Genomic DNA, 13,264 nt, shown 5'->3' on the forward strand with positions numbered 1-13,264 from the left:
ATTTATAAGAAGAAAATATAGTTCAACCGCAGTCTCTGGAGCATCGTTCCGCTTTCAAAGATCTGCTTCCATAGCTCATTTTTTAAGTCCTCCAGTATCCTCCGCTCCCCGTCTGAAACCGGCAGGGTACTGTATACGGCCTTCTGCCGGATCGCAACCGCCTGATGATAAGTCTCAGCGAGCTCCTCCCCGAAGTTCTTTCGAAGAGCCGTCTCATACCGGTAAAGGGACACATTCCGGATCGGAAGCCCCGCCACTGAAAGAAGGTTCATCAGATAAGAAAACAGTGCCCGCACCGCAATCCGGTTGTCCGGATCCGAAAACTGTGCCTTCAGCTTCCGGCTCCTTCTCCTCTGGATCAGGATCCAGATTAAGAACGCCAGCAGCGTCAGAATCAGCAGGATAATGCCGATGATCAGCAGAACTGTCAGTACCCGGAGCCAGTCGATGGAGTTGTCTTCTTCCTGCTCCTCCGGCGATTCCTCCGCCTGATCCTCATTCTGCTGTTCGTCAGGTGCCGAGGAACCGTCCACGCCGGAAATATCCTGGAACTGCTCCGCCTGTCCCATCACATTGAGATAGGAGGGGGTCACCTCAAACGGCAGCCAGCCGACGCCGTCCTGGTAATACTCCGCCCAGGCATGGGCATGGGTATCGTCCAGCGCATAGGCTTCTCCCGCTGTCATGGCTTTCGCGTCCTCCGGCGTGATCAGATACCCCTCCACATAACGGGCCGGAATTCCGTAATATCGGAACATCAGTACCGCCGCACTGGCGAAATGCACCGAATATCCTTCTTTTGTATTCTCAAGGAAATCATAAACCAGATCGCCTCCCGAAAAAGGTGCCGACAGGGTATGGGTGTCCTTGTAATCTCCGGTTAATACATATAAGATATTCTGTTTTGCCGTGGCATAATCCGTATGCTTCTGGCCCGCACCGATGTTCTTTTCCCCCAGAAGCCCTGACAGGGTACTGTTAACGAGCTCCGGAACAGACAGACAGGTTTCATAGGCAAACTGATTATAATAACCCTCCAGCTTTGCGTAAGCCTCCCCTGCCGGAGAAAGGGACTCCGTATCTAAAAGGGCCGCGGTAAGCGCCGGATACTGAAGGATCTGGTTTGACAATGCTTCATAGGAATATTCCCGGCTTCCCAGAAAGCCGCCGGAACGCACTGCCGTATCCCCGATCCTCTGCTTCGTTAAAAGAGTCCCCACTGAACCATTGGGGTCTGTCAAAAGTTCATAGGGCACATAAAGATATTTCGAATTTCCTGCCACGTTCTTCACAGTAATCCGGTTGATTTCCAGCGCAGAACCATTTGAAGAATCCTGTCCAGAGCCGGACGCTCCGGTTTTTGTCGTTCCGAGAGCCTGCGCCGCGCTTCCCAGAAGCTCCTGCCCGAACAGCCCCTCCTCGTGGAGCCAGTAAAAGAGATCCCTGTTTTTCCACATGGTCTGATTTTCACAGTCCGTCCAGCCGCTTCCCGTGTAATCCGTTCCCGTAAACCCTCTGAGGTAATAAGAATCCGGACTGCTCATGGTGACCTCCAGGACCGTCTTCCCCTCCGTCTTAAACGAATCCAGGCCGGTAAACGCTCCGTTCGGAAGCACCTCGTCACTGCCGCAGTATCTCACTTTGTCCAGGCTTTCCGTAAGTCCCATCCGCAGGCCGGAAAATATCCGGATTCCGTTTGGAGCAAGAACCTGTCCGATGCTTCCCGCCGCGGCGGAAACCAGCGCCGCCAGAACCACAAAAAGAACCAGACCCTCCAGCGCCGCCAGACGGCCCGTTCCTCCCGCACTGCGCTCCCCATGGCTGTGAAGCCAGAGCGCCACCAGACCGGTCAGCCAGACGATCCACCCGGAAAAGGCCGGGCCGATCCCGGTCACCCGGTATAAAAGCAATGTCAAAACCACCAGCGTTCCCAGTAAAAACCGGTTTTCCGAGCGAATCAGAAAACCTCCTGCCAGGGCGCAGACTCCCATAAGCCAGACCACCGTTCCGGTCAATGCCAGGACTGCGTCCCGCCCCTCCAGTGTCACTGCATAATGAGGCAGTACATAGGGGTATCGGTTTCCAAGTACCTCCATGACCGCGTTGCTGATCTGATAGATTCCGTCCCGGAACCAGCGCTGAAAGATCAGAGCCAGAACGCCAAGAACCGCCGCCCAGATAAGCGAACGGATTCCCTGCTTCCTTCCCGTTCCCACACTGCACTGCAGCGCCGCAAAAACTACTGCGGCCATCGCAGGCGCCCATGTAAACAGCTCAAGAGAAAGACTCTGAATCAGCCAGCAAAGACTGCCCGCCAGAAAAATCCCCAGCAGAACGCCGGACGCAGCCGCCTGGGGGATCGAACGCTTCGTCTGTACAGAAACAAGCTGCAGCGCTTCGGTATTCAGTTTGCCGGATTTTTGTTTTTTCATGATAGCATGTTCCTCGTCTTTTTCTGTCTGCTCTGCTTAAACGTCTGATTTTTATAGCCTGTGCCGCCGAAACACCTTTTTTATTTATAATTCCAGGTAAGCCAGCAGCTCCTGCGGGTTTTCCGGATCGATGCCCACAATGGAGATCCCGTCCTCTTTGTCATAACCGGCTCTTCCCGGCCCGCAGATCACTTCGGTGATCAGGCACTGATCTGCCAGATAAGACAAGGACGGACGATGCTCCGTCGTAAATAAGACCACATGGGCAAATTCTAACTGCTCCCTGGTTTCCAGATAATGCTCCAGCACCGAAACCGGATCTTCCCCCGGAACGGCACTCAAAAGGCCCGGAAGGATTCCCTGAAGCTCCTCCTCCGTCTCTATCTCTTCCATGGAAAACAGATGCTCCTCATGGTTCTGCCAGCCCAGGCTGTGGACCATCTGACGGTCCAAAAGGCTCTGGGATACGGAAATGACCGCCTCCGCCAGCGTATCCAGGCACGCCGGTGCGACTTTTGTCTGTTCGCTGTATCCAGTCTCCAGAAGCAGTAAAATGGTATTCTGGATCGGAAGCCCATAATCCCGTACCATGAGTGTATCCATCTTTTCCGTCAGCTTCCAGTGAATCTGGCGGATCCGGTCTCCGGGCTGATACTCCCGGATCGCAAAGGTTTCCGAAGGATCATACCCTGCCTGCTTCATGGAATATTCATCACTGTCCATATCGGCATTCTCGCCGTAGGCCACCTCCGTCTCCACCGGAAACGGCTCCGGAGCTGTCAATAAATAACACGGCTGTGCGCCCCGGATACTCCGGCGGATCTTCCGGAGACCAAACCAGTCAAACAGAACCAGCCGCTCTGTTGAAAGGCGGATTTCCCCGCAGTGGATACTCCGCAGCTTTACCGGTGCCTGTACTCTTCCCTTTGCCGGAAGCGACAGCCTTACCGGTACCGTCACCTTTTCCCCGGTCAGCAGGTTTTCACACTGCACCCTGACCATCAGCCGGTCTGCCGGAAGCAGGCTTTTATTCTCTGCCGTCACCGTTCCGGATACTGCCTGCCCTTTCTGCCCGTAGGCCGAAAAAGACAGCTCGCAGGTGATTTTTCCCGCCGGGATCCCTGAAAGGAGCATACTCCCCACCGGAAGAACGACCGAAACGATCAAAAGCAGATATGCTGCCTCCGAATCAGAGGCCATACAGAGAACCAGGCAGAATACCAGCCACAGTCCCCAGAGAATCCTGGATCTTACCATTTATTCCTGTCTCCTTTTACCGTCCGCTGTCCGGTGATTTTGTCCGCTTCAATACACCCTTTAAGATATCCTCCGCCGACAGATCTGCCACTCTCGCCCTGGGATTCAGGATCAGTCTGTGGCCGCAGACATCAATAAATACCTGCTGAACATCCTCCGGCGTCACATAATCCCGGCCCTCCAGGTACGCATGGGCCTTTGCCATACGAACCACGGCCAGGGCTCCTCTGGGGCTCACGCCAAGACGGATCATCTCATCGTCTCTCGTCTCCGTTGCCAGGCGGGTCACATATTCCAGAATGGAATCCTCCACATGGATCTGTCGAACCTCCTCCTGCATGGAAAGAATATCTGTTCCCATAATGACCTGATGGATCAGCTCCAGCGGGTTTTCCGTCTGGCGGTCACGGAGGATATTAACCTGGCTGTCAAAATCCGGATATCCCATCTGGAGCCGGATCATGAAACGGTCCAGCTGTGCCTGGGGCAGAAGCTGCGTTCCGGCAGAGCCAACCGGGTTCTGGGTTGCGATCACGACAAAGGGCTTCGGAAGGGCATGGGTCTGACCATCTACGGTCACCTGCCCCTCCTCCATAACCTCCAGAAGGGCCGACTGGGTCTTACTGGAGGTACGGTTGATCTCATCTGCCAGCAAAAGGTTTGTCATGACCACGCCGGGCTTATATTCAAAGGCTCCCGTCGCCTTGTTGTAAATGGAAAAGCCGATGATATCCGATGGTACCACATCGGGGGTAAACTGGATCCGGTGGTAATCCATCCCCATAACTCTGGAGCATGCCACCGCAAGGGTTGTTTTTCCCACGCCTGGAACATCGTCCAACAGGATATGCCCCTCGGAAAGCACTGCCATCAGCACCCGTTCCACCACGGAACGTTTTCCGATAATGACCTTTTCAATTTCCCGGATCACTGCCTCTGTCTGTCTGTTCATTGCTTCTTATTTCCTCCCTGTTTTCTGTTCATGGTTTTCACAATGTTTATTTCTTTTATTCTGACGGCTGGAGTGACTGATCATTGCCGTTATCCAGCGTATAGCTCATTTCAATCAGATCTCCGCTTGCAAGTCCGATCACGCCCATGCTGTTTCCGACCCACACATGATTCTTAAATACAACCCAGCCGGAGGTTCCGTCCACAAAAGAATTATTTCCCAGCTTATTTAAGCTGTCCGGCTGCTCCTTGATGATCAGCCCTTCCATCTCCACAAATTTCCGGAGATCATCCGTGATCGACCAGTTATCCAAAAGTCCCGGACGGATGATCTGGTTCAGGAAATAATCTCCCGAAGCCGGCGATCCGGAGTACTCCGTCTGATAGCCATAGGCCGCCAGCCTCTCTTCCACCATCTCCCCCAGTCTCGTTCCCGGTTTTACCTTGATATTCTCATCGATCAGGGTTCCAAGTCCGACATTATCGGCTTTCAAAACAAAGTGGATCTGAAGCTCCTGATCCTTTCCATCGTCATCTTTATCTCCTGTCGGCGAATAGGTCAGTGTAAAGTTTTTTTCCGCCGGGTACTGCTCGTTGTCCGTCACAACGACCCGCACATTATTCTCGCCTTCGGTCAGAACCAGGTTATACCAGTAGTAATCAAGCGTACTGTCGATCTCATGCTCCACACCATTGATATAAACCCTGATATTCTGAATACTTAACTCGTTTCTGTGATAATCATATGCCTTGACACCCAGGTTATAAGGATTGCTGCTGGTAATCGTCTCGGCGGAAAACAGTTCAATGACCGGAGCATGAGTACTGTCCCCTCCGCCCGGCTCCCGCTTGTAAACCAGTTCCCAGGTATACCACTTGGTCTGTCCCTCCGCATCGGTACAGGTTACCTTGATATAAGTGGACTGGGACGAATCCAGGTTGATGGTGATATACCCGTCTGCACCGGCCTGGCTCTTCATTTCATTGGTCCCGTACCGGTTGGTCATAAGGATACTGGTGATCTCCTCCAGCCCCGTCTCCACCGAACAGCGCACCCGGAACCGAAACTCATTAGACTGGGACGAATATTCTTTTCGGCTCCGACCGCCGAACTTCTTTTCGGCCTGCGTATAGTTATCGGAAATGGTCTCACTGAATGCAGGGCTTTCAAAGGTTAAAACAAAATGATCGACCTTATAGTGGAGCGTACACTGGAACACCTGCTGGTTGGCGCCAGCCTGTCCGGCCGTCACCCTCAGGGTATTCTTATTTCCGACGGTCAGCGCCAGATCATACCGCCCGCCCCCGGAGCCTGACACCTTTTTATTATTGAGACGGACAATGGCATCGGAGGTAATATCCTCTACCCGCCCGCTCCTCGAGCGCTTTGCTGAGATCCGGATCGGATACGTTCCGTCATAAGTCTCCACTGTGGAACCGTTTCCAAGCAGCTCCCCGGTACTGGCATTATAAACCTCCAGAAGCACCGCATTGTCCGGTAAATAGTACAGCGTATAGCTCTTGGACGGTGCATCGATCTGGTTATATTTCTTATCCCGGAACCGGAGCGTCACCGTTACTTTATTGGCGATCCCCTCCTGTAAGGTCAGGCTGTCGCTGGCCTTACAGGAACGGCTGGTTCCGTTTAACGAAACCGTCATGCTTACCAGAGTCAGCTGTTTTCCCTTTTCCGTCAGCGTAATACGGAACGGGTACTCCGGGGTCTGAACAATTTCTCCGTCCTTGATATCCGTGGTGAACAGCTCCTCTGAAGCGTTGGGATCCAGCGTCGTCTGATTTCCGCCGTCACTGGGCACCTGACCGGAGCTGCCGCCGGGCTGACTGCCGCCTCCGGTTCCCTGATTGCCGGAGTTACCGCTGTCCCCTGCCTGATTTCCCGGATTTTCCGAGGTCTGGCTCTTATGGATCAGTGACATAAGGCTGTCATCAATGGTCGATGAGCCCGAAAGGAACTGGTTCAGCCCGGAGTTATCCGTTGTCTGCCGGGTCTGGCTCTGATCAGTCTGCTCCGGCTCACGATCCGACGGCTGCTCCTGGTTCTGCGACTCAGAATCCGTCTCCTCTTCCTGCTTCTGTTCCTGTTCGGTCACAGAGTTTTCCGTGTCTCCCGTATGGATATTGGCATTCTCCACGCCTGCCAGCTTCTCCTGATCCATGGCAAGTGTGGAGGAGGTCAGATACATGTGGGACGCGTCTGAATTCTTTGTTTCCATGGGGTTTTCCGGAGCGGTCCTTCCAAACAAAAAAATCAACACCAGAAACAGCACTGCCATTCCCGCCGCTGCGATCGATCTCAGCTTCTTTTTCCACCCTGAAGTATTTCCCATAAAACAAAACTCCTTTTTAGACCGGCCCCGCCCCGGAGGACAGAGCCGGATCATTTCCTTTCTCAAACGAACGAAACCACAGGTTCCGCAGTCCGCATCTGCATATTTTCTTATTTTGCAGAATTCTTTCTTCTTACCAGAACGGCTGCAAGAGCGCCGCCGGCGATCACAATAACGAGAACCGCAACGATCCAGATTACCGCCGTACCGCTGCTTTTTGCGGAAACCGCAACCTGTTCATTTTTTCCGGATTCTGCGATCCCATCTGCGGTCTCTCCGGTCTTTGCCGTCTCTCCTGCCTTCATGGTCTCTCCATCTGCTCCGGTTCCCAGTGTCTCACCAGTACCTGTTTTGTCCGAAGACCCGGAACCATCTGCCTGCACTCCGGAACCATCCGCCATACCGCTCCCGCCGGAGACCTGGCTGTTTCCTGTACCGGATCCTCCAGAAGCCTGATTTCCGCCGGACTGTCCGACCGCTCCTCCGGTAGATTGTCCGCCTGTGGAACTGCCGCCGTTGGTTCCTCCTGTGATTCCGCCGCCTGCCGGAATCTCCTCCACGGCTTTATAGCCGCAAAGTCCGCAGGTGACGGTTTTGGAACCTGCCGCTGTTTTCGTGGCCTGCTTCGTCACTTCCTCATGGAGATCACCATGGGCAATGGTTACAATGGCCGTCAGGTTTTTCTTCCCGGTGCTGGCACTGGCTGTCGAAGCATACAGATCCTTTGTCGTCACAGACACCGGCGCCGGCTGGCATTTCAACACCTTGAACTTTAAGTTGATGGTCACCTCATGAAACTCGCTCATGGTAATGAATCCATAATTGCCGCCCGCCGTACTCATGTCCGCACCGAGGGAATTGGAAGCGCCAAGATATTCCAGGACACCGGTATCATAAAGCGCTCCGTTCTCATCATTCAGTTTTCCGACAGCGCCGCGCAGCCCGTCGCTGCTGGAGATTGTGATCGGAATCTCGATCTCCTCTCCAACCTTTGCGTCAGGCACATCTCCGATGGAGACCGTCATTGTCGGTTCCGCCGCTTTTACTTCTCCTATGCCGGGGACCAGCAGCGCCACTGCCAGCAAAAAAGCCGAGCCAAGCGCCGCCAGCCATTTTCTTGTTTTCTTCATTACTATTTGATCAATACTCCATTGGCGTCAAAGGTATACTGCACACCATCGATGGTAACGGTTCCGGTAACAGCCACATAGGTTTCCGGGTCATAGTACATCGTCCAGTCGCCAAGCTTACACCAGCCGCTCATCAGAGAACCGTCAGGCTGGAACCAGTACTTCTTACCGTTGATCACTTCAGTTCTGGATTTCAGGATCTCCACGCCGTTCTCATCGAACAGGTAAGCCTTTCCGTCCACATGAGTGATTCCGGTTGCTGCTTCGTAAGTTTCCGGATCAAAGTACATCTGCCAGTTTGCAAGACGGAGCCAGCCGGACTGTGCAATGCCTTCGTCATTGACATAATACTTCTTGCCGTTGATAACCGGGGTATTGTTCTTAATCAGAACACCGTTTTCATCAAATACATACGGCTTTCCGTCAATCATGGTAAGTCCGGTTGCGCCCACATAGGTCTCTGGATCATAGTACATCGTCCAGTCGCCAAGCTTGCACCAGCCGCTCATCAGAGAACCGTCAGGCTGGAACCAGTACTTCTTACCGTTGATCACTTCGGTTCTGGATTCCAGGATCTCCACGCCGTTCTCATCGAACAGGTAAGCCTTTCCATCTACATGAGTGATTCCGGTTGCTGCTTCGTAAGTTTCCGGATCAAAGTACATCTGCCAGTCCGCAAGACGGAGCCAGCCAGACTGTGCAATACCATCTTCATTTACATAATATTTCTTGCCATTGATGACAGGAGTTGCACCATGAATCAGATCACCATTCTCATCGTAAACATAAGGAATACCTTTTACAACCACCAGGCCGGGGCCGCGGCGTACACTTACCGTGGATACCAGGGTGGTTTTTTCGCTTTCAGTACCTGCGGTAGCGAAATACAGATCCTTTACCGTCACCTTCAGTTCTTCGTCGGGATCTTGTACCAGCTTAAACTTTAAATCAATGGTTCCGCTCTTGAATGCGGAGGTCGTGAAAAATCCGAAGTTTCCTCCGGCGATGCTCACCGTACCACCAACGCTGGTGGATGCCCCCAGATACTCCAGGGATTTGGAATCATACAGTGCTCCGTTTTCGTCATTCAGCTTGCCCAGGGCGCCTCGTAAGTCGCTCTCGCTGCTGAATGAAATTGGAATAGTAAATTCCTCTCCAACCCGCGCGGATACATCAGCGATGCTGGTTTCCACAACGGGCTTTTCAGCCGCTGCCTTTACTTCCTTCACTCCAGGTGACAGAAGTGCGGAAACCATCATCAGCGCCGCACCGGCTGCTGCCAGCCATTTTTTTGTCATCTTCATGTTTGAAAATCTCCTTTCTCCTTACCATTTTCGGTAAATTCTATCTTTTTATTTCACTAGAGGTGTTTCTCATGCTTGATAAAGCTCATTAATTTCTGTATGTGATCCGCCATTTAGCCACCAGTCACCTGATCCAGGAGCATAACGAGATCCGTCATGCTGACGGTTCCATCTTCGTTCAGATCTCCAGTGGAAGCGTCCACCTGATCTCCGGCTGTTAAACGGTCCAGGAACACGACCACATCGGTCAAGTTTATTTTCCCGTCTCTGTTCAGATCTCCTTTTTTTACTTCCGGCAGATCCGGCTCCGTTGATCCGTCATAAGCCGGGACATCGACCCGGATTCCGCTGCTCCAGCGCTGTGCATAGCTCATCTCATAAAGATAAACCACACTTTCAGCTGTCGTAAATCCCTCCAGCATGACCAGATTTTCTCCCTGTTTTACCGCGATCCGCTGTCCGTCCCGCTTCATGACGCTCGCGCTTGGAATCGGATTGCTGGAAGCTCTGATATCCGGAAGGTAATAAAGATAGCCGTCCATAGAAGCGTTGATCCGTAAAAGGACTCCTTTCTCTCCACGGCTCACCATCGCCGGAAAACCGGCAGTGACCTTCGGCAGGTCATTGTTTCTGGAAAGTGTCAGATGATAATCCTGCTTTTTCTTTCCGTCCTCAGCCGTCACCGTAATCCGAAGCTCCACCGGAGCAGCGCCCGCCGCCTTTACCTTGTATCGGGTCCGGATTCCTCCGTCCAGCACCGCCGCAAGCGGTTCCAGCTCCGTTCCGTCCTCCACCTGAAAGGCTCCGCTTAACACTGTTACTTTCATGGTAGAGCCTGCGTTTTCCGGAAGCACCGGCCAGATATAGTAGAAATCATAATCGCCGTTTCCGAAGATCGAGGACCTGTATTCGGTCCGTCCCTGCGTAAAGGCCGGTTCCAGCTCCATGTCCATAATTCCAAGGATCTCCGAATAGCTGACCTGAAGATTTTCCAGGGAGGTGTCCGTATGCTGGCGGCGGATCCGGAACTGATACGTTCGGATCTGTCCGTTTTTCGTTAAGACCACCTCGGTCTCCAGAGGCTCCTCACCAAGCTGATATGTTTTCTCTGTCCGCGCTTCGCCGTCCAGAAAAACCTCTGCGCCCTCATTGCCATAAAACCGGATTACGGCTTCGTCACAGTCAGAAGGCACCACGATCTCATGATTCACCGCCTGGCGGTCAAAGGCCGCGCCTCCGTCCAGAACGGCTCCTTCTGTCTGTAATTCCACCCGGTCCAGATAAACATCCGATGGCTTCAGGGCATACATCCAGGAGGATTCATACCGGAAATACAGCCGCCCGGCCGAATCCACCAGGACACTTCCGCCGCCGCTTCCGGCCACCTCGTTCTGCTGGTAGAGCACGCCGCTTCCGGGGCCCGGCTCCGTGGCTCCCGCCTGATCCTTAATGAGGTATACTCTTCCGTCTGTGCTGTCCGTCGTATAATACAGACAGACATAGCCCTCGGTTTTCTCATAAGCCGTTGAAAGCGTTCCGCTGCCCTTGGGGCAGGCCGTAAGCTCCGTCCGGTAAGCCAGAGAAAGGCTTCCATCCTTCTCCAGATTTATTACATTCAGATAATACGGCGGCGTTACCACCTGGTAGGTATCCACGGACGCGCTTGCCACATAGATCCGGTTTTTATAAACCACCGGCGTTCCGTAGACCGTTCCTCCGGTCGGATACGCCGAAGCCTTTCCGGTATCCAGCGTCCCGTCCTCCGCCAGCGGATAGCTGCACAGATATCCTTTGTCCGTTGCAAACCAGATCCGCCCGCTGCCGTAACAGATCCCGGTGGAAATGATCCCCTGCTCAGCCGGCAGGGAAAATTTCTGGAGGGTCGCCCCTGTCGTTTTATTCAGACAGTAGACTGTTCCGGAACGGCCTGCCGCATACAGACAGGTGTCTCCGGTGTAGACACCGGTACGATAATAGCCGCCGCTGTCGTACCGCCTCCAGATAGCTGTTTTCTTCTCGTCGCTCTTGTCCGGCTCCTCATCGGCCGCCGAAAGGCAGATCAGATTCCCGTCGGCAAACCCGGCGTAAAGATACCCGGAATCATAACGAAGCGCCGTGGCCGCATTGCCGCCGATGGTATCCTGGTAACGCCAGAGCGGTTCCAGTGTCTTTGCATGAAAACACTGAAGCCTCCCCTCCGTCTGAGGGACAATAATCATACCAGCTGCATACAGAGGCTTGACAAAGGTACTGTTCCCCGGCCCCTGCATGGTCACGCTCTTTTCAATTTCTCCGGTTTCTTTGTTCAGATACACCAGCTGATTTCCATAGAAGCAGCAGATATAATCCTCTACCAGGATTCCGTCGCTTAAACTTCCCAGCGCATCCGAGTTTTTCCCGTATTTCTGCTTCCACAGGATTTCCGTATTGTTGGCCGAAGACGGCGTCGGTGCCGACACGATATTTAAGTTCTCCGCCGTTTTCCAGTAGCTGCCCCATTCCGAGGCAAGCTCCTCCAGCGTATTATCCGCACTCTTTTCCAGCCGGAATTCGAGCTGTTCTTCTTTCCCGCCGATAAGGCTTCCGCTCTGGCTCTGATAGCCGGGTGCTGAGACCGTATAGGTATAGGAGGCATCTTTGATCACTTCATAGCGGCCATCAACCGGATCGATCTGCTCTCCGTTCTCATCATAAAGCGCAAATACGGCCGTCTCCGGTTCCAGATTCACCGTTAAATAACACGCTTCGTCCACATAAACCGTCAAGACATACTCATAGGGAACGGCGTTTTCTCCGTCCCCGGATTTCAAAACTGCTTTTACTACCCCCTGCGACAGGGCAAGACGGTACGTTCCGTTTTCCGCCGGCTCTCCGTTGACCGTCTGGAGCGTATGATAGGATTCCGCGCCGGTTAAGCCAAGCTCCAGTTCTTTCATGGACGACGGTACATGGAGACTGTACGCATACGTCGTCTTTGCAAAAAAAGGCGTATAGGAAAGCGTCTCTCCCGCCGCACTCTTTACCGAAAGCCCGCCCAGATACGAACCGCGGACCACATGGATCACATACTCTTCGGTCGTCGTTCCATCCGATACCGTGATCAGCAGTTCCCTTGGCTCTGTATTATAGGATTGGATCAGATACCCCGCCGTTCTCGAAGAAAGGGAGGTCGTCACATCGGTACTCACCGGGATTTCCACCGGATTTCCCGTCATGGCATCCTCAAAGGACGCCACGATGGAGGTCGTCTCCGGAAGATCGTCCCGGAGCACCGGCCGGACAAACACCGCAAGGGCACTTTCCGGGATCCGCAGAGTATATTCCCGGCTTCCTGCCTCCAGCTCTGTCAGCTCATACCGTCGGCTTCCGGAGCTGTTCTGCATAAATAAGAGGCTTTCCAGCATAGGCTCCTGCACCGTCACAAGAACGCGGCAGGACGCTGAAAACGAGCCGGCCCGTACCGTCACCGTCGCAGAACCGCCCGTACCCTCCGGAGCCGTGACAACTGCCTCGGTTCCGTTTCCGGAAACAGTCACCACCGCCGGATCATCCGATTCCCAGGTAATTTCCGGTGAAGCATCTGTTCCCTCCGGAAGAAGCACTGCCGTCAAAGATGCCGTTTCTCCGGTTTTCATGATCAGAGTTTTTTTATTAAGTGTGATTCCCTTCAGGGAACTGTCAGACTGCGTCTGTATATTCTGCATCGTCTGCTCTGTTTGTAGAGTTTCTTCCGCCGCATACGCCTGATGCCGGGAGAAAGGCAGGGAGGATACCAGCATCAGCACTGCAAGAGCAAACGCTGTTCTCCGTTTTTTCCATTTCCTGTTTCTCATGTTTTCCCC

7 protein-coding genes are annotated in these 13,264 nt (G+C 53.4%); all 7 read right to left on the bottom strand.

Annotation, left to right across the window (positions count from 1 at the left end):
- Positions 1-2 precede the first annotated feature (2 nt).
- Positions 3-2,432: a transglutaminase-like domain-containing protein gene (locus tag ACTQ3K_RS01185; RefSeq protein WP_441564921.1), complete on the bottom strand. Its 2,430-nt coding sequence runs from the start codon at positions 2,430-2,432 to the stop codon at positions 3-5.
- An 84-nt stretch (positions 2,433-2,516) separates the two neighbouring features.
- The gene (locus ACTQ3K_RS01190; protein WP_441564923.1) at positions 2,517-3,689 is read right to left on the bottom strand and encodes a DUF58 domain-containing protein; all 1,173 of its coding nucleotides are present in this window, start codon (positions 3,687-3,689) and stop codon (positions 2,517-2,519) included.
- Positions 3,690-3,705: 16 nt separating this feature from the next.
- Positions 3,706-4,641, bottom strand: a complete 936-nt coding sequence (locus ACTQ3K_RS01195; RefSeq protein WP_441564925.1) for an AAA family ATPase — start codon at positions 4,639-4,641, stop codon at positions 3,706-3,708.
- 55 nt (positions 4,642-4,696) lie between these two features.
- The gene (locus ACTQ3K_RS01200) at positions 4,697-6,988 is read right to left on the bottom strand and encodes a hypothetical protein (RefSeq protein WP_441564927.1); all 2,292 of its coding nucleotides are present in this window, start codon (positions 6,986-6,988) and stop codon (positions 4,697-4,699) included.
- Between the two features lie 110 nt (positions 6,989-7,098).
- Positions 7,099-8,118, bottom strand: a complete 1,020-nt coding sequence (locus tag ACTQ3K_RS01205; protein WP_441564929.1) for a hypothetical protein — start codon at positions 8,116-8,118, stop codon at positions 7,099-7,101.
- A gap of 2 nt (positions 8,119-8,120) precedes the next feature.
- On the bottom strand, positions 8,121-9,422 hold the full coding sequence (locus ACTQ3K_RS01210) for an N-acetylmuramoyl-L-alanine amidase family protein (RefSeq protein ID WP_441564931.1): 1,302 nt from the start codon (positions 9,420-9,422) through the stop codon (positions 8,121-8,123).
- A 113-nt stretch (positions 9,423-9,535) separates the two neighbouring features.
- Complete coding sequence (locus ACTQ3K_RS01215; protein WP_441564933.1) at positions 9,536-13,255, bottom strand: outer membrane protein assembly factor BamB family protein; 3,720 nt, start codon at positions 13,253-13,255, stop codon at positions 9,536-9,538.
- Positions 13,256-13,264: the final 9 nt, after the last annotated feature.

Source organism: Candidatus Paralachnospira sp. LCP21S3_A2 (assembly GCF_052118925.1).
Lineage (GTDB): Bacteria > Bacillota > Clostridia > Lachnospirales > Lachnospiraceae > Lientehia.

Coding starts and splice junctions, on each gene's coding strand:
- ACTQ3K_RS01185 (WP_441564921.1), bottom strand. CDS start 2,432: ATGAAAAAACAAAAATCCGGCAAACTGAATACCGAAGCGCTGCAGCTT.
- ACTQ3K_RS01190 (WP_441564923.1), bottom strand. CDS start 3,689: ATGGTAAGATCCAGGATTCTCTGGGGACTGTGGCTGGTATTCTGCCTG.
- ACTQ3K_RS01195 (WP_441564925.1), bottom strand. CDS start 4,641: ATGAACAGACAGACAGAGGCAGTGATCCGGGAAATTGAAAAGGTCATT.
- ACTQ3K_RS01200 (WP_441564927.1), bottom strand. CDS start 6,988: ATGGGAAATACTTCAGGGTGGAAAAAGAAGCTGAGATCGATCGCAGCG.
- ACTQ3K_RS01205 (WP_441564929.1), bottom strand. CDS start 8,118: ATGAAGAAAACAAGAAAATGGCTGGCGGCGCTTGGCTCGGCTTTTTTG.
- ACTQ3K_RS01210 (WP_441564931.1), bottom strand. CDS start 9,422: ATGAAGATGACAAAAAAATGGCTGGCAGCAGCCGGTGCGGCGCTGATG.
- ACTQ3K_RS01215 (WP_441564933.1), bottom strand. CDS start 13,255: ATGAGAAACAGGAAATGGAAAAAACGGAGAACAGCGTTTGCTCTTGCA.